This window comes from Methylomonas sp. LW13 (assembly GCF_016865255.1).
GTDB lineage: Bacteria > Pseudomonadota > Gammaproteobacteria > Methylococcales > Methylomonadaceae > Methylomonas.
The window spans coordinates 3644313-3667084 of the sequence record NZ_CP033381.1 but is presented as its reverse complement, the minus strand read 5'-3'; the positions used below and the strand labels follow the sequence as shown (position 1 = coordinate 3667084).

The window sequence follows — 22772 nt, the reverse complement described above, 5'->3', positions numbered from 1 at the left end:
GACTAAAGGCATTAAGGCGAACTGTAATTTGTAAGGATAGCGTGAATAGCGTTTAAAACGGGCGCCTAAAAGCTCGTGATTCCCTCATGCAGGAGGTTCTCAAAGCCGATCCGTGCAGAAAATTTTATTCGCAGCGTACCATTTATGTGATTGGCTACCCCTTACCATGCAGGGGCGACGCTCCGCTGGAGATTCTTGCGAAAGAGGTCATATAAAACAGCTTGAGATTGCGTTTAAGCCGTTGTCAGCATTCAATCAGATTCACCGCCAAACCGCCGCGTGAGGTTTCCTTGTATTTGGTTTTCATGTCGGCGCCGGTTTCGCGCATGGTTTTGATTACCTTGTCCAGCGATACAAAATGTTTGCCGTCGCCGCGCAGGGCAATGCGCGCCGCGTTGATAGCTTTTACCGACCCCATCGCGTTACGCTCGATGCAGGGCACCTGCACCAAACCGCCAACAGGGTCGCAGGTCAAGCCCAAGTTATGCTCCATGCCAATTTCGGCGGCATTTTCCACCTGCTCGGGCGTGCCGCCCAATACTTCGGCCAGTGCGCCGGCAGCCATAGAGCAAGCGACCCCGACTTCGCCCTGACAGCCGACTTCGGCGCCGGATAGCGAGGCGTTTTCTTTATACAGAATCGCTATTGCGGCGGCTGTCAACAAGAAGCGAATCACCCCTTCTTCATTCGCACCATCGCAAAAGCGCCAGTAATAATGTAATACCGCCGGGATGATGCCGGCAGCGCCGTTGGTGGGTGCAGTTACGACCCGTCCGCCGGAAGCATTTTCCTCGCTGACGGCAAGTGCAAATAAGTTTACCCATTCCATGGTTCCCACCGGCATGCTGGGAGTTTGCCGAGGAATTTCGCCGCTCAACTGCCGGTAGAGATTGGCCGCTCTGCGCCTGACTTTCATGCCGCCCGGCATAACCCCTTCTTCGTGCAAGCCGCGTTCGACGCAAGCTTGCATTACCTGCCAAATGTTCAATAATTTCTGGCGGATTTCCTCTTCACCCAGCCAGGCTTTTTCATTGCTCAGCATCAAATCGCTGATTGATTTGTTATGTGTCGCGCACAGTTTTAGTATCGCTGCACCAGTTTTGAAAGGATAGGGTAGGCAGGTGTCGTCATTGCTCAGCCTGTCCGCAGCAGCCGCAGCGTCGGTCACGACAAATCCGCCGCCTACCGAATAGTAATCGCTTTGCAGCAGTTCGGAGCCGTTTGCGCCGAATACACTAAAGCGCATGCCGTTGGAGTGATAAGGAAGTACTTTACGTTGAAACAGTAAATCGGCTTTCTCGTTGAACGCTACCGGGTAACGCTGCAATAGCCTAACTGCTCCGGATTCGCGGATTGCGGATAGCCGTTGTGTAATGATGGCGGGGTCAATCAAATCGGGTGCTTCGCCTTCCAGGCCAAGTAATACCGCTTTGTCGGTGCCATGGCCTTTACCTGTCGCACCAAGCGAACCGAATAATTCGATGCGCAGGCGTTGTACCTCATCAATAAAACCTCGCTGTTCCAGATTATTGACAAACGTCATTGCTGCCCGCATCGGCCCCACAGTATGAGAACTGGAAGGTCCGATGCCGATTTTAAAAATATCGAAGACGCTGATAGCCATAATTGTCGCCTAAATAGTGCTGAGGTAAGGGTGTCGGGAATAAAGGAGCTATGCCCCCTTCAGTTGAAAAGCAATTAATGTGCCTCCGCTGTGAGATTATAAACAGCATCTCGAATCGAATGGGCAGGGGCATTCCAAGCTAGACTTATCGGTAAAGGTTGTGAGCGAAAACAAATTGGCTGTCGGTTTTTCCGGCGCACTTTGCGTTCGAGCTGCGAATGTCTTTCTTTTAAACCAATGGAATTAGGCCGTGAAAATACTATTTTTAATGGGCTTTAGCATATTCGCATTTTTACCGGTTTGTCAGGCGTTGGCCGAACCCATGAAATGTGTGGTCGATGGAAAAACCTTGTATACCGACGATCAGGCGCGGTGTGCTAAAGGAGACATCAAACCTATTAATGGCAGCGTAATAATTTCATCTTCTCCAACGAGCGTGCCGCGTGCCAATAATATTGCCAAGCCAGCGTTTGACGTGCCGTCCGGCCTTAATGGCATTCTTCAGCAATTTGGTATCACGGAAAAGGAGCTGGAGAATGGGTGGCAAACCGTGATGGAAGCCCATAAGCGCGGATCATGGAAGGCGCCTGAATTGCCGGAGGATGACAAATAGCTTGTTCTTCGACGCAGCTAAAAAGCGGCGCAGGTGTGTGAGGTACGCGCCAGGGCATAAAAAACCCCGCGAAGCCGATGACTTGCGGGGCTTTGGGATAGTGCGGGCCCGTTAAGAACGGGCTTAACTATTTATAGGCTGTAGTACATATCCAGCTCAACAGGGTGAGTGCTCATACGCAGACGAGTCACATCTTCTTGTTTCAATGCGATGTAGCCATCGATTACGTCGTCGGTGAATACGCCGCCACGAGTCAAGAATTCGCGGTCCGCATCCAGAGCTGCCAAGGCTTCGTCCAAAGAGAACGCCACTTGTGGAATCGCTTTTTCTTCTTCTGGCGGCAAGTCGTACAAGTCTTTATCCATCGCTTCACCTGGGTGAATTTTGTTTTGGATACCGTCAAGACCGGCCATCAACATGGCAGAAAACGCCAAGTATGGGTTAGCAGTGGAGTCTGGGAAACGTACTTCGATACGGCGGCCTTTAGGGTTAGTGACGTAAGGAATACGGATAGACGCAGAGCGGTTACGTGCTGAGTAAGCCAGCATCACAGGCGCTTCAAAACCAGGAACCAGGCGTTTGTAGCTGTTGGTTGAAGGGTTGGTAATTGCGTTCAATGCCTTGGCGTGTTTGATGATGCCGCCAATGTAGTACAGCGCGGTTTCTGACAAACCGCCATACAGGTTGCCGGTGAACAGGTTGACGCCGCCTTTAGCCAAAGATTGGTGAACGTGCATGCCGCTGCCGTTGTCGCCAACCAGTGGTTTAGGCATGAAGGTTGCGGTTTTGCCGTAAGCGTGCGCGATGTTGGCAATCACGTATTTCAAGCCCAGTACTTCGTCGGCTTTTTTAACCAAAGTATTGAATTTAACACCGATTTCGCACTGACCGGCAGTTGCCACTTCGTGGTGGTGTACTTCAACGGTTTGGCCGATTTCTTCCAGAACCAGGCACATTGCAGAGCGCATGTCTTGGAATGAATCGACTGGCGGTACGGGGAAGTAACCACCTTTAACGCCTGGACGGTGACCGATGTTGCCGTTTTCGTAAACTTTTTCTGAGTTCCAGCCGGCTTCTTCTGAGTCGATTTGGTAGGAGCAGCCACCCATGCTGGTGTTCCAGCGGACGTCGTCAAAAATGAAGAATTCGTTTTCAGGACCGAAGAACGCGGTGTCGGCGATACCGGTAGATTGCAAATAGGCTTCAGCGCGTTTGGCGATAGAGCGTGGGTCACGAGCGTAACCTTGCATGTCTTTCGGTTCGATAATATCGCAACGCAAGATCAGGGTTTTGTCGTCGAAGAAAGGATCGATAACCGCGGTGCTGGGGTCCGGCATCAGAATCATGTCCGATTCGTTGATGTGTTTCCAGCCGGCGATGGACGAACCGTCAAACATGTTACCTTCTTCAAAGGTGTCTTCGTCGATGGTGTGCGCTGGGAAAGTAACGTGTTGTTCTTTACCGCGAGTGTCGCAGAAGCGGAAGTCGACAAATTTAACGTCGTTTTCTTGAATTAATTTCAGAACGTGATCAACAGACATTAGTGAGGGTCTCCGTAGGTTGTAGTTGTTTTGGTTGAGAAGCTTAAACGATTTAACAATATCATCAAACGTAGTAAAGAGCTATAACAAACAGAGCCTCCAAAGGGCTTTCAACGCAATGGAGGCGTACAGCTTTATAACGATGATTTACTTAGGCTACCAACTTAGAAAGTGATGACTACGTCCGCAGTAACCAAGAATTGGTTGTGGCGTGTACCGTTGTCGAACGCTTTAGCATTATCGGTAAAGTCGTAACGCAAGTTTGGACGCAAGTTCAACCATTTTGCCGGTTTGTAGCTCAAGCCGGCTGTAACGGCGTAATATCCGCTGGCTTCTTGAAACGGGACATAGTTAGCGCCGTAGTTGCTGCCACAAGCGAAGTTGTCGCCGACTGTGCCTGCCGCAGCATAGCAACGGCCAGGGCCGAGTACACGGATGCCGTTATGATCACGGAACCATTCTGCGCGCAGACCGGCTGAGACTTTGTCGTTGACGTCATAAATCAAATATTGGTTGACGCCATACCATTCGGCGTCTTCCCTGCCGTCTGGAAGCCCTGCAAGGCTTGCGTTCCCGGTCCAGATATTATTGGCAAAACCGTGATCGTGTTGAATGATGTAATGCAACTTGTCGGTGAAATTGTGCTTGCCGACGATGCTGTACATGGCCCATGTGTCTTTGCTGTTTTCGGAGCGTTCGCCAGCCGTTGATGTAATAGCCAGAGATGTGCCGGCGTCGTCGCTTGTCCAGGTTACCCCGCCCAACCAAGCCCAGTTGCCCAGGTCTCTGTCCCAGTTGCCGTCCCAGCCGCCCGAGTTGCTTCCGGTAACTGCACCGCCCATTACTGTCCAATTCGGATTGAATGCGTAGGTTGCGAGTATGCCAGTATGGGTAAATGGTTCGCCATATTGCATAGTGTAGGGTTTGGTGATGAAGAAGTTATCGGGAGCGGTAACTACTTCGTAACCGATTGGAGTATAAAAGTGTCCGGCTTTGACTGCGATACCATTACCGAATGGGAGGTTAAACTCGGCGTATGCTTGTGGTAATGCCAAGCCGTAGAAGCGCTCCCCGTGTCCGCTCAAATTCAGATCCCAGTTGCCACGGTCACTGTCCGCTAGGGTGCCGGGGTCGAATCCGAATGAACCGTAAGCTTGTGTAAACGCGGCATCGGTACCGTACATCACATCGACGCGACCGCCGATGTCGAAAGAGTCGCCGTTCACATTGATGGCTTTTTGCAAATACAGATACAACTGGTTGAGTTGCAATTCACCGCTACGGTCGTTGAATGTCACTGGGCCGTTAAAACCGTCACCGTTGCTATTCATGTTGGCGCCGACGCTACTGTTCAGCCAGCCGCCAACCTTCAGATTATGATCGGTCATGAATTTCGATGCGTTTGGGTCAATCCCCGCTGCACCCAGTAGTCCGGATGCTTCTGTCCAGCTGTCCGCGCTAGCGGAGGCACTGCAAATCACCATTAACCCGGCTAAGCAAGCGCGGCTGTGTGATTTTGTTAACGTTGTGTTGTTTCTCATGGTGGTTATCCCCTTGGTTCAGTGACTACTGAAGATTGTATAGCAGTTTTTAGGCCATATTCGGTTTATTAAAAATCAATAAGATAGGTGGTATATGTAGACTAGTTCATGATTCGCAATGGTGCAAATTCTTTTTGTTGCACCAAAGTAATGCAGTGTTGCTATGTTGCGACAAAGCCCTATTTATTCTTAAAGCAAACCACTGAAACTGGCAGATCAAGGCCTGTAGGGTGGTATTGAGTTGCAATGGTGCAATCCAAAAAGCGTTGCACTGCTTTGGTGCGATTCTGTTGTGCTTTTAATGGATGTGTTTAATAAAGCTTTAAAAATCATGGGAATAAATAGTGGCATGCATCATGCTTTGCTTGTTTCGGGAATTTATTAACTCAAGCAAAGAGGTGTTGAACTATGAAACTGATAACAGCGGTGGTTAAGCCGTTTAAGCTAGACGACGTGCGTGAGGCGTTGTCGGATATCGGTGTATCTGGCGTGACGGTTACTGAAGTAAAAGGCTTTGGTCGGCAAAAGGGCCATACGGAACTGTATCGTGGTGCCGAATATGTGGTGGATTTTTTACCCAAAGCAAAAATCGAGGTAGCGGTTGCGGATGCTTTGCTTGAGCAAGCCGTCGAAGCGATTGTGAAAGTAGCCAATACCGGGAAGATCGGCGATGGCAAAATTTTTGTAACCGATCTGGAGCAGGTGGTTCGGATCAGAACCGGCGAATCCGGCGAAGAAGCTCTTTAATATGAAGATGGGGAAACCAACAATGAAATATTTAACAGGCATGGCGCTGTTTGCGCTGTTTGGACTCTCGGGCATGGCGTTTGCGGAAGAAGTGGCGGCACCGGCCGTGCAAGCCACCGTTAACAAAGGCGATACCGCCTGGATGATAGTTGCAACCGTACTGGTTGCGTTAATGGTAATACCTGGCTTGGCCTTGTTCTACGGTGGTATGGTGCGTGCTAAAAACATGCTGTCTATCTTGATGCAGGTCTTTGTGATCTTTTCGTTGACGGCGATTATGTGGGCGACGTTCGGCTACAGCGTCGCGTTTACCGAGGGTAACGCTTTCTTCGGCGGTTTCAGCAAGGCATTTTTGAAGGGTATTACCCCGGATTCGATGGCGGCCACTTTCAGCAAAGGGGCTTATGTACCTGAATTTATTTATGTAGCGTTCCAGCTGACATTCTCGGCTATCACGCCGGCTTTGATTATCGGCGCATTTGCCGAGCGGGTTAAATTTTCAGCGGTGCTGTTGTTTACCGTGATCTGGTTTAGCTTCTGCTACTTACCGATGGCGCATATGGTTTGGTACTGGGCAGGCCCTGATGCGTATACCGATGCTGCCGCAGCGGAAACAGCCGGTGCGACGGCGGGCTTTTTATTCCAAAAAGGCGCGTTGGATTTTGCCGGCGGCACCGTGGTACATATCAATGCCGGTATCGCTGGTTTGGTCGGTTGCTTAATGATAGGTAAGCGCATTGGTTATGGTAAAGAGTTTATCGCGCCGCACAGCGTGACGATGAACATGATAGGCGCGTCCTTGTTGTGGATAGGTTGGTTCGGTTTTAATGCAGGCTCCAATCTGGAAGCCAACGGTCTGGCGGCATTGGTTTTCCTCAACACATTGTTGGCGGCAGCGGCGGCAACCTTGGCCTGGATGGGCGCAGAATGGGCTGTGCGTGGTAAACCCAGCATGTTGGGCGCCACGTCAGGCGCGGTTGCCGGTTTAGTCGCGATTACGCCTGCTTGCGGCTGGTCAGGCCCGATGGGCGCTATCGGTTTAGGCTTGGTGGTCGGCGCAGTATGCTTCTGGTCAGTAACCTTTTTGAAACACGCGATGAACTATGACGATTCGCTGGATGCGTTTGGTGTGCACGGGGTAGGCGGTATCATCGGCGCCTTGGGTACTGCTGTGGTTGCCAGCCCTGCCTTGGGCGGTACCGGAGTATGGGATTACGTCACCAACGCGACCTTGCCTGACTACAGCGTGCTTACCCAGCTTGCCAGCCAAGCTTGGGGTGTAGGTATCGCCATCGTTTGGTCGGGAGTGGTGTCCTTCATTGCCTTCAAAATTGCCGATGTGGCTCTGGGTCTGCGGGTTAGCGAAGCGACTGAGCGTGAAGGTCTGGATGTCACCGAACACGGCGAAACCGCTTATCATGTTTAGGGTTGAAAGCTGCGGTTAACGCGAAAAGAAACGGGTGGTCGGCGATGGCTGCCCGTTTTTGTTATCATGAGGCACTACTTTGGTGCTTGTGCTCGGGTAAATTGTAGGTTCTACCGGAATTATTTATTATGGTGGCAACAGTGACGAAACAGCTTTTTAATCATTCGAATTTGGGGATAGCATGAAATTAATTACAGCGATTATCAAACCATTCAAGCTGGACGACGTCAGGGAAGCCTTGTCCGAGATCGGCGTGGCCGGTGTGACGGCAACCGAAGTTAAAGGTTTTGGCAGGCAAAAGGGCCATACCGAGTTGTATCGCGGCGCTGAGTACGTGGTGGATTTTCTGCCTAAGGTCAAGCTGGAAATCGCAGTGGCCGAACACGTTGTCGACCAAGCCGTGGAAACCATCGTCAAGGCCGCAAACACCGGCAAGATTGGCGACGGTAAAATTTTTGTGACCAACTTGGAACAGATCATTCGTATTAGAACCGGCGAGACCGGAGAAGATGCTATTTAAGTCTTCAAGACAAATATAAAAAACAGCGAAACATCAAAAATCGCCCTGGTCTGCGCGTTATCCGCAGACCAGGGCGATTTTGTTGTTTATAGACTGCTTAAAAATAACAACACACCATCATCTAGTGAAAGACAATGACAACAATAAAAAGAACGCTGATGCTAATGGCATACAGCTTGATGTTGCCCGAGCAGGCTTGGGCTGAAGGCATTAACCAAGCCAATACCGCTTGGGTTTTAACCTCCACCGCACTGGTTTTATTCATGACCATTCCGGGCCTATCGCTGTTTTACGGCGGTTTGGTCAGAAGCAAGAATGTGCTGTCGGTGCTTATGCAATGTTTTGCGATTACCTGTCTGGTATCGCTACTGTGGCTGGCCGGTGTATACAGCTTCGTATTTGCCGATGGCGGCAGCTGGCAACCGTTTTTGGGGAGCGGCAGCAAGATCTTTCTGCCGGACATGAACACGCAAACTTTGATCGGCGATATTCCCGAAACCGTGTTTTTCATGTTTCAAATGACTTTTGCGATTATTACCCCGGCCTTGATCGTTGGCGCGTTTGCCGAACGGATGAAGTTTTCAGCCATGCTGTGGTTTAGCGGACTTTGGCTGATTGTGGTGTATATGCCGATTTGCCATTGGATATGGGGCAACGGCTGGCTGGCGGCGATGGGTGCGAAGGACTTCGCCGGCGGGATTGTGATTCACGTCAACGCCGGGGTGGCATCTCTGGTGGCGGCATTAGTGTTGGGGCGCCGTAAAGGTTTTCCCACGGTGGCGATGCCGCCGCACAATATGACCATGGTGGTTACGGGTGCCGGGATGCTCTGGTTCGGCTGGTTCGGCTTCAACGGTGGTAGCGCGTTAAAAGCCGACGGCAGTGCCGGGATGGCGATTGCCGTGACGCATATCGCCGCGGCAGCCGGTGCTTTAACCTGGATGACCATTGAATGGCTGCGTTTTAGTAAGCCCAGTGTTTTAGGTATCGTCACCGGGATGGTCGCCGGCTTGGGCACCATTACGCCGGCCTCTGGCTTTGTCGGGCCCATGGGTGGTTTGGTTATTGGTATTGTGGCTGGCGCCGTGTGTTTTTACGCCACGCAATTCGTCAAACGCCGTTTGAAAATCGACGATTCCTTGGACGTGTTTCCGGTACATGGCGTCGGCGGCTGCGTCGGTTCGATTTTAACCGGCGTGTTTGCTGCTGAAAGTTTCGGCGGCTTGGGATTGAACGGCGTGACTATTGCCCAGCAAGTCGGCGTGCAAACGCTTGCGGTTTTAGTGACGGCGGCCTGGAGCGCTTTATTCAGCTATGTTTTATTGAAACTCATCGGCGTGTTCATCGGTTTGCGCGTCAGCGAAGACGAAGAACAGCAAGGTCTGGATATTGTGTTGCACGAAGAAACCGGCTATCACAATCTGTAACCATTAGCGGTTAGAATCTACGCTTTTCATAGCGGGCAGGACGGATCGCCGCCTTGCCCGCATCCCTACAAAATCAGGAAAATCATGCCCATCACTCTTGAAGCTTTAGAAACCATCGTCCGCGCGGCTGGCGACGTGGCGATGCGATATTTCAACGATCTGGACTCTCTGGCGATTAACAAAAAAAGCGCTCGCGACTTGGTCACCGATGCCGATGTCGCAGTGGAAAATTATCTGAAACAAGCGCTCAGCGAGCATTGTCCGGAGTACGGTTTTTGGGGGGAGGAAAGCGGCCAAACCGCCAACCAAACCAGCCGCTGGATCGTCGATCCGATCGATGGCACTCATTCATTTTCGAAAGGCCAATATTTTTGGGGCGTCAGCGTAGCCTTGGAAATCGACGGTGAATTGATGATGGGCGCGGTTTACGGCCCGGCCTTGGACGATTATTACTGCGCAGAAAAAGGCAAGGGCGCCTGGAAAAACGGCAAACCTATCCGGGTCTCTGATGAAACCAATCTGGCCAGCAGCATGGTGTCTACCGGTTTTGCCTGCCTGCGCCAGTATTTGGAAGATAACAACCTGCCGCGTTTCAACCGTATCGCTCAGGCTACCACCGGCCAACGGCGCTTGGGTTCGGCGGCATTGGATTTATGCACGGTTGCGGATGGCCAGGTCGATGCTTTTTGGGAACAAGAACTCAATCTGTATGACATTGCCGCGGGCGTGTTGATAGCCAAAGAAGCCGGCGCAACCATCACCGATTTTAAAGGCAATCCCGGTGTATTTCCAAAGCAGGTGTTTGCGACTAACGGCAAGATTCTCGATCAGTTGTTGCCTTTGATGTAAGCGTCTTTCATTAACATCTCGCAGCGTTTGGCAATATCGCTAGCTTGTTGTGCTGACGAGAAGCCGGCGTATTTATCCGCAAACTGTTGGGCGGTCTGTGTGTGTTTCGAATGGCGCAATAGCTCAGTGACGGCTGTTTTGTAGTTGGGATTTTTGCTTTCCGCGGCGATGTAAGTGCCAGCGCCGAGATTAGCGAGGTTTTGAGCGCTGATCAGTTGTTCCAGCTGAAAAGGCAATGCCAGCAAGGGTTTGCCGGACAGCAAAAATGCCGACAATGTCGCCATACCGCCATGGCAAATAGCCAAATCGCATTGTTTGGCAGCAGCCGAGATGATTACCGGTTGCGGAGTAATGTGTAGATTGGCGCTGCTGTTTTTTTCTATAAATGCGGGCGTTGTGCCGGGTATGTGCGCCAATATCGACCATGGTGACGCGCGCAACTGTTTTAGCAACACTTCCAGGCCGGGATATTCCGGGTGCAAATAGACGAATATTTTTTCGGCTCCGACGCTCGGCCAGATTGGCTCCATGCCGTCAGTCTGCAAAATGGTGGGTCCCCAATAATTTGCGTTACGGTATTGCCGATAATGGTCCAGTTCCGGAAACGTGCAGATAAAGTCTTCCGCAAAGTCGAATAAGTCCGCCAAAATCCTTAATGGTGGTGCATTCAAACGCTCTAAAACCGAGTTAGTCGTGTTTAACACTTGGCTTTCGATAATGTTTAAGGCCTTATCGCTAACGCGCAACCAGGGGCGAATATTGGGCATCGGACTGATGCGCGGCGGCGAAAAAAAGCCGGTGCCGAACCCCGCTCGAGGCGTGTCAAATTTGCGGGCAGCCAGTAACGCGGTCGGTGCGTGGTCGCATACGATCAAGTCAGGACTTACATGGCGATAAAGGGATTGCCAGGCTTTTGCTCGGGTTAGCAGAGCAGTTTCATCGGTAAAGCCGGCGTTTTGTAGAATTCCCGGATAACTGGAGGCTGGCGCTTGCGGACGACTGTCAGGCCAGCGTATCGGGGCTTGTAGGTAACAAAAATGATCGGCAGCTAACCAAGTGTCGGCGTATTCCAAATCTTTAAGCGCGAATATAACCTCGTGCCCGAGACTTTTAAGTTGTCGGGCTATGGGCAGAAATGCGGCAGTGTGACCGTAGCCGGCCCCTAATTCCCAGCAATACAGGACTCTAGCCATGGCAGTGGATTTGCTTTACAAAAGGTTGAAGTTGGAGTTTGTCTACAGCGTTTAGCAATAACTTTTGTTGAAACAACTGGTTTAAGAATTTATGCGCTAGCATTTATCTATGTTCATGATGGCAGTCAATAATAGAATTCAGACTGTTTGCTAATGATTTGGAATCATCGATAGTATTCAGTGCCATAATTAGCATACAAGGTTTTTATTCTTTAATTACGCTGTATCTAACCTGCTAAATTCTCATGATCCTACCTATATTACATTCAGAAAAGTTATCAGGTTTATGCGGACTAACGGCAATGCCGCCGATGTCTTCGCGCCAGTGCTTAAACCGGGCAATTCGACCCCTTGCATTGAGTTCCAAGGAAGTATTGCTGGCAGCGGCGGCCGCTTTATCTTTCGCGCCATTTTCAGTACAAGCTTGGACTCTGGATTTTTCTTCCAGGTCCTATAACTTTAACGAAGCGGATGGTGTTGTCCAGGCTAACGTTAGTCTGGCTAGCAGCTCCGGCGATTATGGCGGCTGCACCATAAGCGGCGACGTCGTCGCTGCCGGCGGCAGTGCAACCGCAGGCAGTGACTACAATATTTCGAGCGGCACCTTTTCTTTCAGCGTTCCCTTTTTGTTTGGCGGGTCTCATACCGATAGTGCGCCGGTATCCATCAATATTATCGACGATGCATTGGTAGAAAGCACTGAAACTGTGACCTTATCTCTTCAGAATGTAACGCCAAGCTGTACTGGTGATTCGGTGTCGGCGGGCGCGTCAGCAGTTGCCAGCATTGCGGACAACGACGTCGCTCCGCCCCCCACCACGCCCACTACGCCCACTACGCCAATAACCTCGACGCCCAACTTAACCGCCGATCCGACCTTTACCCCTAATCAGCAAGCAATTTACGAAGGTTTAACCAGTGCTTGCTCGGGAGCGAGTGGTGATTTATTGGCCCGCTGCAATGAAATAAACAACGCCGACCTGAATGCGGTGATTCCGGATGCGGTGGCGGCGCAAGGTGCGGCGGCTGTAGATTTTGGTTACAAGCAATTTTCCGTGGTGCATGGCCGCATCGTTAATCTGCGCAACTCCCAACAGCAAAGCGCCTCCTTATTGGGTTATTCCACCATTAATGTCAACGGCGAAACCATACCGGTCGGCAAGGCGTTGATGACAGCACTAGGCGCGGCTCGGGGCGGGGCGGCTGGGGATGATCCAAACGAACAGCCGTTTCGCGATAGCCCGTTAGGTTTCTTTCTGAAAGGTCAATTCAACGTCGGCGAAAAAGCCAATACCGGCAGCGAACGGGGCTTCAAAGCCGACAGAAAGGCGGTTACCTTCGGTCTGGATTACAGTTTTATGGATGAATTGGTGTTGGGTGCGGCCTTCGGTTACGGCTCTACCGATACCAATTACAATTTAAACAGCGGCAGTATGTCGACCGATGCGTACGAGTTTTCGTCGTATGGCAGTTATTTCCTGCCGCAGTCATTTTATATCGACTGGATTATGAGCTATGCGCTGCATTCCTTCGATATCAATCGGCGCATCCAATATACCGGATTCGATAATACGGCTACCAGTAGCGCTAATGGCGACCAGTACGGCTTTAGTTTGGGGTTTGGTAAAGATTTTGCGCTGCAAAGTTTTGTGATTAATCCCTATGTGAGGCTGGATTACAGCAAAACCGAAGTGGATAGCTATCAGGAAAGCGGCGGTGGCGGTTTAGCCATGGAGTTTGCCGGCCAATCTATCGATTCGGCGACATCGACTATCGGCGGTCAAGCCAGTAACGCGATCAGTACCTCTTGGGGTGTGTTGTCACCCGGCGTGCGTTTCGAATGGGTGCATCAGTATCTGGACGAAAGCCGTTTGATTCAGGCGCGCTTTAGTCAGGCGGCTGCCGGTGCCGGCAGATTCAGCGTAAAAACCGATACGCCGGATCGCGACTATTTTAATATCGGTACGTCGTTGGCATTGAGTTTGCCGGAAGGTCGGGCGGGCTTTTTACGATACGAATACCGCTTAGGGCAGGCCTATATTACCGATCACACTATCGAGTTGGGAGCGAGAATTCCGTTTTAAGGAATTTAGCGAATGCTTTGGGGAAGGGGCCGCTGCGGGACATCCCGCAGCGGCCGTCTTTAATTCAGACTTATTTGGCTGCGGCTAATTCCGCGCGCATGTCGTCGATGACTTTTTTATAATCCGGTTTGCCGAAAATAGCCGAGCCTGCAACGAAGGTGTCCGCACCGGCTTCCTTGATTTCACGAATATTAGCCACGTTTACGCCGCCGTCGATTTCCAGGCGGATATCCAAACCGCTGTCGTCGATAATTTTTCTGGCTTGGCGCAATTTATCCAGCGCGGATGGAATGAAAGATTGACCACCGAATCCGGGGTTGACCGACATCAGCAAAATCATATCGACTTTGTCGAGTACGTGCTCCAGGTAATGCAACGGCGTGCCTGGGTTGAATACCAGACCGGATTTGCAACCCAAGTCTCTGATCATTTGCAGTGAACGGTCAATGTGTCTGGAGGCTTCCGGGTGGAAAGTAATGTAGCTGGCGCCGGCTTTAGCGAAATCCGGGATGATGCGGTCGACCGGTTCCACCATCAAATGGACGTCAATTGGGGCGGTAACGCCATGCTTGCGTAGCGCTTCGCAAACCAAGGGACCGATAGTCAGATTGGGCACAAAATGGTTGTCCATCACATCGAAATGCACAATGTCTGCGCCCGCATTTAAGACATTAACAACTTCTTCGCCCAAGCGTGCGAAGTCTGCGGAGAGTATGGAAGGTGCAATCAGATTGTCAGCCATCTTTTGATCCTTTTGGTGAGGTTAAAAAACCGGCATTATAACTTTTTTCCGGCGTTTGGCTAAAACAGTGGATTGATTGCACACTTTAGGGCTGCCGGCGCTTGTTTCAAGCCGACACCACGGGCTCAAGATTTTTGTTAAGAGCGTAGTCGGTCAGAAACTTTTCGAATTCCGCTATCGGTAGCGGTTTGCTGACCAGATAACCTTGGTAAAGATCGCATTGCCGGCTTTTCAGAAAAGCCAGTTGCTCGGCGGTTTCCACGCCTTCCGCTACCACGCGCATGCGTAGCGTCTTCGCCATGGCGATAATCGTCGCGGTGATTTCCATATCGTCAGTGTGTTTGGGGATGTCTTCAATAAAACTTTTATCGATCTTTAAGACATCCAGCGGAAAGAGTTTCAAATAAGCCAGCGACGAATAACCGGTGCCGAAATCATCAATCGCCAGATGCACGCCCAACCCGTGCAGCTTGTGTAAAATTTCGATGGCTTCTTTTTCCCGTTTCATCAACGCGCTTTCAGTGAGTTCGAGTTCCAGGCACTCGGCCGGAAAACCGGTCTCTGCCAAAATCCTGGCGACCACGTCGCTAATATCACTATGCAAAAACTGTTGCGGCGATAGGTTAACCGCCAGACGCAAGGCTGGAAAACCGGCTTGCCGCCAGCGCTGGCCGTGGTGACAGGTTTCTCTCAACACCCAATTGCCGATACTGGTAATCAGACCGGTTTCCTCGGCAATCGGGATGAAGCGTAGCGGCGGTATCAGTTCGCCGCTGGCAGTCTGCCAGCGGACCAAGGCTTCGGCGCCGATAATCGCGCCATTCTCGATGCAAATTTGCGGTTGGAAAAACACCCGCAATTCGCCTTGCTCGATAGCTTGCCGCAGGCGGATTTCTATATCGATACGTTCCCGCGCGGCGCGGGTCAAATCTTCCGAGAAATATTTGAAGCGGTTCCTGCCCTCATTTTTGGCTTGATACAAGGCCGTATCGGCTTGTTGGATCAACTCGTCCGGCGAAGCGCCGTGTTCGGGAAACATGGCGATGCCGACGCTGACGCCGATGCGTACCTCATGACCGCTGGGTAGTTGCCAAGTTTGGTTCAAGGCATTGATGATTTGCGTGGCGACATGAGCGACGGTTTCAGGTTGGCTGACTTCTTCCAGCAACACCACGAATTCGTCGCCGCCCAGTCGGCAAATGGTGTCGCTGGTACGCAGCCGGGTAGTCAGGCGTTCGGCGACCATTTGCAGCAAATCGTCGCCGGCCAAATGGCCGAAGCTATCGTTAACGTCCTTGAAGCGGTCCAAGTCCAGCATCAACACTGCCATGTTGTTGGCCTGACGGCGGGCTTTTTCGATGTTGTGTTGCAGGCGCGACAGGAACAGCATGCGGTTGGGCAATTTGGTCAGCGGGTCGTGGTGGGCCAGGAATTCCAGTTCCATTTCCGAAGCCTTCAGCTTGGAAATGTCGGCAAACACACCCACGTAGTGGCTGATCTCGCCTTTGCCGTCGCGCACGGTGCTGATGCTCAACAATTCCGGATACACCTCGCCGGACTTGCGGCGATTCCAGATTTCGCCTTGCCAATGATCCGTAGTGGCAATATTGGCCCACATTTCCCGGTAAAAATCGGCGTTGTGGCGGCCGGAACTTAAGATGCTGGGGCTATGACCGATCACATCCCGATTATCGTAACCGGTGATGTTGCTAAAGGCCTTGTTGACCATCGTAATTCGGCGTTGGGCGTCGGTAATCATCACTCCCTCTCGGGTGCTTTCGAATACGGCGGCGGCTTGTCCCAAGCGCTCTTCGTTGGCTTTGATGTCGGAAATATCGGTAATGGTGCCGACGTAACCGCACAATCCGCCCGTTTCGTCCAGTTCCGGTTCGGCGCGCCCCACCACCCAGCGCACACTGCCGTCCGCCAGTTGAAAACGGTATTGCATATTGAAGGGCTGCAAGGCGGATACGCAACGCTGCCATTCGGCAATCACCGCATCGCGGTCTTCGGCAAGCAAACCGGCTATCCAGCCGTCACCGTGCGAATCAATAAAATGCAAGCCGGTGATTTCGCACCAGCGATGGTTGACGTAATCGCACTCACCTTTTTCGTTGGTGCGAAAAATGCCGACCGGGGCAATCTTCGATAGCGTATGAAAAAGTAGCTCGCTTTCCTGCAACGCGATTTCCGCTTGCTTACGGGCCGTGATGTCGCGCAGCCCGATGACATAGGCCGGCGCGCCTTCCCATTCCAGCGGCGTGGAGCGCAGTTCCGCCCAGGCTATGCCGCTGGGGCGAATCAGGTTGATGTCTTGAAATTGAATTTTGTCGGCGGAAATCGGAATTGCCAGGGAATGGCCGATCAGACTGCCGCGTTCCAGCAATTGTTCTGCGGCTTGATTGGCATAAATAACGACGCCTTGCGGGTCGACCACCATTACGCCGTCGGTAATGGTGTCCAGGATCAGATTGAGTTGTTTGAGTGTTTGTGGCATTTAGGGGTTACGACCGGGCATCAAACAATCACTGTCTGCACACCTGTACCAACATTTTGGGTAGTGATGGCCGCCATCACCGACGACATTCGCGAAAGATCGCCTAGCAGTTTCAACACCGGTTCCGGCAGGTCGCGCACCAGCATCGGCGTGGCAAAGATTTCTTTTTCCAGTGCCTTTTCCGGCATGCCCAATACTTCGACCACGTCGAATACCCAATGGCCCGGCTCGTATATGCCGGCCAGCACCGCGCTGATTTGCTCCACCAGCCTGCGGGTTTCCGGATTCAGCGACACCACGTATAAGGTCAAAACCAGCTTATGGTGGTTGGCCCGGCGTTCTTCGTGAACTTTGGCGATGTGTACCACTTGGGCGATATTGCGGATTTGCGATGCCGACAAGGGTTTGCTGGCCAGTTCGAATTGCAAGCCTTCTTCATGGGCGTCTTTCAGTTGATCCATGAATTCGGCGGCAAAGGCCGTGACGATATAGACATTCAAGCTGGTGTCCAATGCCTTCAGGCGGCGTAAGGTCTCCACGCCGTCTATGCCGGGCATGCGTAAGTCCAGAAATATCAAGTCGGGACGATCGGCTTCCACCATGGCGATACCTTGTAGACCGTTCTCGGCTTCGCGCACACGATAGCCTTCTTCTTCCAGAATCAGCTTGAAGGCGCCGCGTACCGCCGGGTCGTCGTCAATCACCAGAATGTTGTTTACCATCGCCTGTGTCTCTATTCGTTAACAAATACTAAAAGTGGGGGAATTTTAACCGGATGCGGCAACCTTCGCCAATGCGGCTTTCCACGGCTATCGAGCCATCGGCATCTTGAATCAAGCGGCGGGTGACGGATAAACCCAGGCCGGTGCCTTGGCCGGGCGGTTTGGTGGTAAAGAAAGGGTCGAACATGCGGCCTTGTACTTCGTCGGGGATGCCGGGACCATTGTCTTTTATATTCAACTCTAGCATTTTTTCCGCACAACGGACGCTGATTTCTATTTCGGGTTGGGCAATACCGCTTAGCGCATCGCGGGCGTTGATCAATAGATTGATCAGAATCTGTTGCATGCTTTCCGCCGTGCAGGCGAGTTTGGGCAAGTTTTCCGGTATCTCGGTACGGACTTGGATAGCGGTTTTGCGCAATTCGCCTTCCAGCAACAACAAGGTTTGGCCTAAAACTTCCTCTAGCGAGCAACTGCCGGTTGGCGTGGTCTTTTGATGCATGAACACCAGCATATTCGACACAATGTTTTTGATGCGTTGAATTTGCTGCAAGGCTTGCGCCAGTATTTGCTTGGATTTGGCATCTTCCGTGCGGTCCGAGACAAATTCCACGAAGTTCATCACGCCCATCAGCGGATTGTTGATCTCATGGGCCACGCCGCCGACCAGCGTGCCCAGTGCCGACAGCTTTTCCATTTGCAGCATATGATCCTGGTTTTCTTGTAATTGTTTGTAAGCTTGGCGGGTTTGTTCCAGCAAGCGGGCGTTTTCCAACGAAATGGCCGCTTGGGCGGTCAACAGCTCGGTCATGCTGATTTTTTCCGGGGTGAATACGCCTTCGGATAGCCGGTTTTCCAGGTAAAGCAAGCCGATTAATTCGCTTTGCTTGATCACCGGCAAACACAATACCGAGCGTAAGCCAAACGCCACAACCTCGGGCGCATTTTGAAACTCGCCGTCGCTGCAGGCGTCGCTCAGCACGACTTTTTCGTGGGTACGTTGCACGTAATTGACGATGGCGTGGCAGATGCCGCGCACCTTGTTCAAGCTGTAATAGTGTTTGTGTATGGTGCGCTTTTTGCCGACGTGCTGCTCGGCGGCCACCAATAATTCGTCTTGTTGTTTGATCAACAGATAACCGTGCTGGGCTGCGGAGCTTTCCAACACCACGGCCATGATTTTTTGCATCAATTGGGTCAGATCGATTTCTGCCGATAACGCCAGCGCCGATTTCATCAGATAGCTGATGTCCAGACTAGGTAAGGTGGTGGGAGCGGGCTGAGGTTTGGCTATTCTGGCGCCGGTCTCCGGACTGACGTATTGATGACGTTCCTGCAGCTGGTTGCTTTTCGCATCGGCACGGCATAAGCGGTAATGGCGGCGCGCTTCGCCGAAATACAGTTCCGCGTCGCCCAAGTGTTGCTTCAGCAACAGATCAGCCAGCGTTTCGTAAATATGGCCGGTCAGCAGGCCATAGTTCTGCGCCAGTGACAAGGCAATGGCATCCATGTACAGATTGCGCGCTTCGCGGTATTGGCCCTGCTGTCTGGCAAGCTCGGCATGGACAAACATCAGGTAGGGTTTCAGCAAGGGACCAAGTTGCCCCCACACTTCCAGTTGCGCAAGCAATGGCGCAATTTCGGCATCGATTCGCGCCGCATCCATTTCCGAGCGCAGCAAGTTCAAGATCCGAAAGGCGTACCAAAGACGTTTCAAAACATTGTCGGTTAAGCCGTGCAAATAGTTTTCCACGGCTTTCAGCGATACTGCCGCCGCACCATAGTCGCCCAGGTAATATTGGGCAAAACCCAGTAATGCGAAGTAACTGCCGGTAGCGGCCACATAGTTATTGGCCTGCCATTCCGCCAGCGTGGTTTGCATATCGACCGGACGGTAATCGGGCTTCATCGGTAATACCCAGCCGGCCAGCACCGCCTGGGCCAGACCTATTGAAAACGACAACTGGTTTTTGCGGGAAAATTGCAGACATTCATCGGCGGCTTCCTCGACCCAGCGCAGGTTTTTACCCTGGGCCAATAGATTCCACATCAGCGGGCCGTAGGACAGGCCGGCGTTGTAGAGATCGCCGCAGTTCTTGCCGGACTGAATGGCCTTGTGCGCGTAATCGACAATATCGGCCGGGTGGCTGCGCGAGTGCATATTGCACCAGACGATGCCGTTCATGCCGCGGGTGGCGCCAAAGGTATTGGGATATTTGGCGCACAAATCGTGTGCCAAATCCTGATAGAGAAACGCCTGCGCGAATTTGCCCTGTTCGCCCAGATTGAGGCCCATGATGGAAAACGAATAAATCACCGATTCGTCCATGCCGCCTTCCAGGCAGTGCAGGGTGGATTGGGCGGCGGATAAATACAGCTGCGGCACCAGACCGCACATGTACAAATCCGGAATCAACTCGCTATAAAAAGCCAGTTCGATTTTGCTTTGCCGCTGCTCGGTAAACGGCATGTTCAGGATTTTTTGCCAGACATCGTCTTGCTGTTCGATGATCAGCATCAGATTTTCCGTGCGTTGTCGGGCTTGCTCGGGATCGTCGGGAATGGACTTGTTGAAATACGTCAAGCCGCGATTGGCAGTGGCGATGGCTTGTTTGAAGTTGCCGAACGAAGACAGCGACGTGGTTTGATCTGCCAGCGCTTCGGCTTTGTCCAGATCGCTGACCGCATGCTCGATCAGCCGATTCAGCAAGGCTTCCGAGCTGTCGTAGCGGCCGCACATCAAATCGGTTTTTGCTAAGCGCTGATAAATCCGAAACGTCAGCGCGTAAGCCGTTTCCCAACAATCGGGCGGCAAATAATGGTGGGCCTTCAGGAAAAATTCGTTGGCGGCATCGCCGGCGAGCGCATCCAGGGCTTTATTGCCGGCATTAAAGTTGATATTCACCAGCCAGTAGGCGGTTTCTTCGTCCAGATCATTCGGGCAACCTTGATTGAGATGAGCGGCGATGGTGAATAAATTGTCCAGGCTGACCAACTCGGCACCCGGTGGCACCGCCGACAGCAAGCGATTGCCGATCCGCCAATGGATGCCGGGGCGCGCCGCGGCGGCAACTTGCTGCAATACCGCTTCCTGTACCCGGTCATGGACAAATTGCAGGTCGGCTTTATTTTCCAGTATCAGGCCCATGCTTAATACCGGTTTTAAGTCCTCGAACAGTCGCTCAATGGGCTTGTCCAGCACCAGCCCGACATCCTCCGCTGTAAAGCGATTACCCATACAGGCGCAATGATAAAGAATATCCAAAGTCCGGCTGGGCAATTTACGCACTTTGGCGCTGAACAGTTCCACCACGCTGGCCGGCATTTGTGTGTCGCGGATGCGGTTCATATCCCATTGCCAGTGTTGATTGGCGTCGATGCTGAGTAAACCTTCGTTGTACAACCAGGCCAGGCTTTCACTGACAAATAAGGGGTTGCCTTCGGTCAGGTGGGCAATAAAGTCGGCCAAATTGGCGGTGGCGTTCAGCGACGAATCCAGAATGTAAGCAACCATTTCGTGGCAATCGGCGTCGCTGAGTTCGGTCAAATGGATCTCGGCCAGTGGGCCGGCGTTTTCTCGCACGCTACGGATCAATTTGGTCAAAGGATGACCACTATCGACCTCGTTATGCCGATACGCGCCCAGCAAAAATAGATAGGGGTGTTCGCGGTGATTGGCGAACAGGTTTTGCAAAAAATCGAAGGTGGCGCTGTCGCACCATTGCAGGTCGTCGATGAATAACACCAAGGGGTTGTCCTCGCTGGCCAGGCAAGCCAGGAAGCGGCCGAACAAATTGTTGAAACGGTTACGCGCTTCCACCGGCGGCAAGGGCTGTACTTCGGCTTGCGGGCCGATGATGAATTCCAGCTCCGGCACCACATCAATGATCGCTCCGCCGGCATTGTCCAGCGCGTCGAGAATTTTTGCGGACCAATCATGCACTTGGGCGTCGCTTTCGGTCAGAAAGGTGCGTATCAGATTGCGCAAGGCCTGAATCAGCGAGCTGTAGGGAATATTTTTTTGGTATTGATCGAACTTGCCGGAGCTGAAATAACCGCGATTTTTCACCAGTGGTTTTTGGAGTTCCTGAATCAGCCGGGTTTTGCCGATGCCGGATAGGCCGGAAATAAGCACCGAACGAAACCGGCCTTGGGTCACCTCGCTGTAATCCTGGCGAATGAGCTCGGCTTCGCTTTGGCGGCCGACCATTTTCGAAATGAAAACCACCCGGCGGCTGCGGTCGTGTTGGCCTATGCCAAAATTCGATACGCTGCCGGTGGTTTCGTGTTCTTTTTGGCAGCGCAGCAAATCGGCCAACAAACCGGAAGCACTTTGATAGCGTTTTTCCGGTTGCTTCAAAATCAGTTTGGCGATGATTTCGCTCAGGGTGTTGGGGATGCCCGGACTGATGTCGTGGATTTTGATGGCTTCCTCAGCTAGATGCGAGTGAATCAGTTCCAGCGGATCGTCTGAAAAAAATGGCAGTCGGCCCGTCAGCAGTTCGTAAAACACGATACCCAGTGAATACAAATCGGTGGAGAAATCGACCCGGTAGTTGATGCGCCCGGTTTGCTCCGGCGAGGTATAGGCTAGGGTGTTGCGGACAAATTCCGGATCGTAGATAAAGTGACTGACATCGCGGATGTCCAGCGGCGTGATGAAGTCGGTCAGGCGCAGACTCAAGCTGCCGGATTGCACCAGAATATTGTGCGGTTTGATGCCGCCATGGGTAATGCCGGCATCGTGCACCGATTGCAGGGTGTCGGCCAAGGAGCAGGCCAATGTAAAAAAATCGCTCAGATTCACAGCCTGTTGTTGAGCGATCCATACATTCAACGGTTGGCCGTTGAACCAAGGCTGGACGATGAATTGATCGCCGTCGTTGGATTCCAAAGCCAACGGCGTGCAGACGCGCGGGTCGTGCAATACTTTCAGGCGTTCGATTTTTTGCCGCAGATGCCGGGATTGGTCGTCCCAACTGGACAATAGTTTCAAGCACTTAACGACCAGCGGGTATTCCGGCACGTGTTTGTGATAGCCCTTATAAACCGTGGCTTGCAGGCTTTCGCCGAGTTTGTCGGTCAGCACATAGCTGTCCAGTTGCGGAGCGTTTTGAAGCGGAACGGTTCGGGTGCTTATATCGATCATGCGCTGGCGAGAGGGAAAGTTAAGGCGATTTTCGCGGCAGTTCCGGGGGCGGGCTGTTTTATAATTCTAGTCTTGTTTTCACTCAACAGGATTAGCC

At 52.1% G+C, this 22772-nt stretch carries 15 protein-coding genes; 7 read left to right on the top strand and 8 right to left on the bottom strand.

Annotated elements, in window-relative coordinates; genetic code table 11:
• Positions 1-244: 244 nt before the first annotated feature.
• Positions 245-1624, bottom strand: a complete 1380-nt coding sequence (locus tag JL719_RS16480) for an L-serine ammonia-lyase (RefSeq protein WP_033155376.1) — start codon at positions 1622-1624, stop codon at positions 245-247.
• A gap of 250 nt (positions 1625-1874) precedes the next feature.
• Between JL719_RS16480 and JL719_RS16475 the strand changes: the two genes are divergently transcribed.
• Positions 1875-2237, top strand: a complete 363-nt coding sequence (locus JL719_RS16475) for a hypothetical protein (protein WP_129871426.1) — start codon at positions 1875-1877, stop codon at positions 2235-2237.
• A 131-nt stretch (positions 2238-2368) separates the two neighbouring features.
• On the opposite strand, the gene glnA is transcribed toward JL719_RS16475, so the two are convergent.
• Entirely contained in the window at positions 2369-3778 is a 1410-nt protein-coding gene (gene glnA, locus JL719_RS16470) for a glutamate--ammonia ligase (protein WP_020485489.1), read from the bottom strand.
• A gap of 164 nt (positions 3779-3942) precedes the next feature.
• A complete protein-coding gene (locus JL719_RS16465) occupies positions 3943-5166 on the bottom strand; it encodes a porin (protein ID WP_225892875.1) in 1224 nt (407 codons plus the stop codon).
• A 561-nt stretch (positions 5167-5727) separates the two neighbouring features.
• On the opposite strand from JL719_RS16465, the gene JL719_RS16460 reads away from it, so the two are divergent.
• From JL719_RS16460 to JL719_RS16440, 5 genes are all read left to right on the top strand, one after another.
• Positions 5728-6066, top strand: a complete 339-nt coding sequence (locus JL719_RS16460) for a P-II family nitrogen regulator (RefSeq protein WP_020485491.1) — start codon at positions 5728-5730, stop codon at positions 6064-6066.
• 22 nt (positions 6067-6088) lie between these two features.
• Positions 6089-7492 (top strand): ammonium transporter, encoded by a 1404-nt coding sequence (locus JL719_RS16455; protein WP_020485492.1) that lies wholly within the window; start codon positions 6089-6091, stop codon positions 7490-7492.
• Between the two features lie 181 nt (positions 7493-7673).
• Positions 7674-8012, top strand: a complete 339-nt coding sequence (locus JL719_RS16450) for a P-II family nitrogen regulator (protein ID WP_020485493.1) — start codon at positions 7674-7676, stop codon at positions 8010-8012.
• A 134-nt stretch (positions 8013-8146) separates the two neighbouring features.
• Positions 8147-9439 carry an ammonium transporter gene (locus JL719_RS16445; RefSeq protein ID WP_033155373.1) on the top strand — a complete coding sequence of 431 codons (1293 nt, stop codon included), beginning with the start codon at positions 8147-8149 and terminating at the stop codon, positions 9437-9439.
• Positions 9440-9523: 84 nt separating this feature from the next.
• Positions 9524-10288, top strand: a complete 765-nt coding sequence (locus JL719_RS16440) for an inositol monophosphatase family protein (protein WP_033155372.1) — start codon at positions 9524-9526, stop codon at positions 10286-10288.
• Here the strand turns inward: JL719_RS16440 and JL719_RS16435 are convergent.
• Complete coding sequence (locus tag JL719_RS16435) at positions 10267-11481, bottom strand: glycosyltransferase (protein ID WP_033155371.1); 1215 nt, start codon at positions 11479-11481, stop codon at positions 10267-10269. The two genes, JL719_RS16440 and JL719_RS16435, sit on opposite strands and share 22 nt — an antisense overlap.
• Before the next feature lie 356 nt (positions 11482-11837).
• Between JL719_RS16435 and JL719_RS16430 the strand changes: the two genes are divergently transcribed.
• Positions 11838-13565 carry an autotransporter domain-containing protein gene (locus tag JL719_RS16430; protein WP_033155370.1) on the top strand — a complete coding sequence of 576 codons (1728 nt, stop codon included), beginning with the start codon at positions 11838-11840 and terminating at the stop codon, positions 13563-13565.
• 70 nt (positions 13566-13635) lie between these two features.
• Here the strand turns inward: JL719_RS16430 and rpe are convergent, their stop codons facing one another.
• The 4 genes from rpe to JL719_RS16410 form a co-directional block, all read right to left on the bottom strand.
• The gene (gene rpe, locus JL719_RS16425) at positions 13636-14307 is read right to left on the bottom strand and encodes a ribulose-phosphate 3-epimerase (protein ID WP_033155369.1); all 672 of its coding nucleotides are present in this window, start codon (positions 14305-14307) and stop codon (positions 13636-13638) included.
• Between the two features lie 106 nt (positions 14308-14413).
• Positions 14414-16804, bottom strand: coding sequence for a sensor domain-containing protein (locus tag JL719_RS16420; RefSeq protein ID WP_033155368.1), 2391 nt, complete (start codon positions 16802-16804; stop codon positions 14414-14416).
• Between the two features lie 20 nt (positions 16805-16824).
• Positions 16825-17526 (bottom strand): response regulator, encoded by a 702-nt coding sequence (locus tag JL719_RS16415; RefSeq protein WP_033155367.1) that lies wholly within the window; start codon positions 17524-17526, stop codon positions 16825-16827.
• A gap of 28 nt (positions 17527-17554) precedes the next feature.
• Positions 17555-22675: an AAA family ATPase gene (locus JL719_RS16410; protein WP_033155366.1), complete on the bottom strand. Its 5121-nt coding sequence runs from the start codon at positions 22673-22675 to the stop codon at positions 17555-17557.
• Positions 22676-22772: the final 97 nt, after the last annotated feature.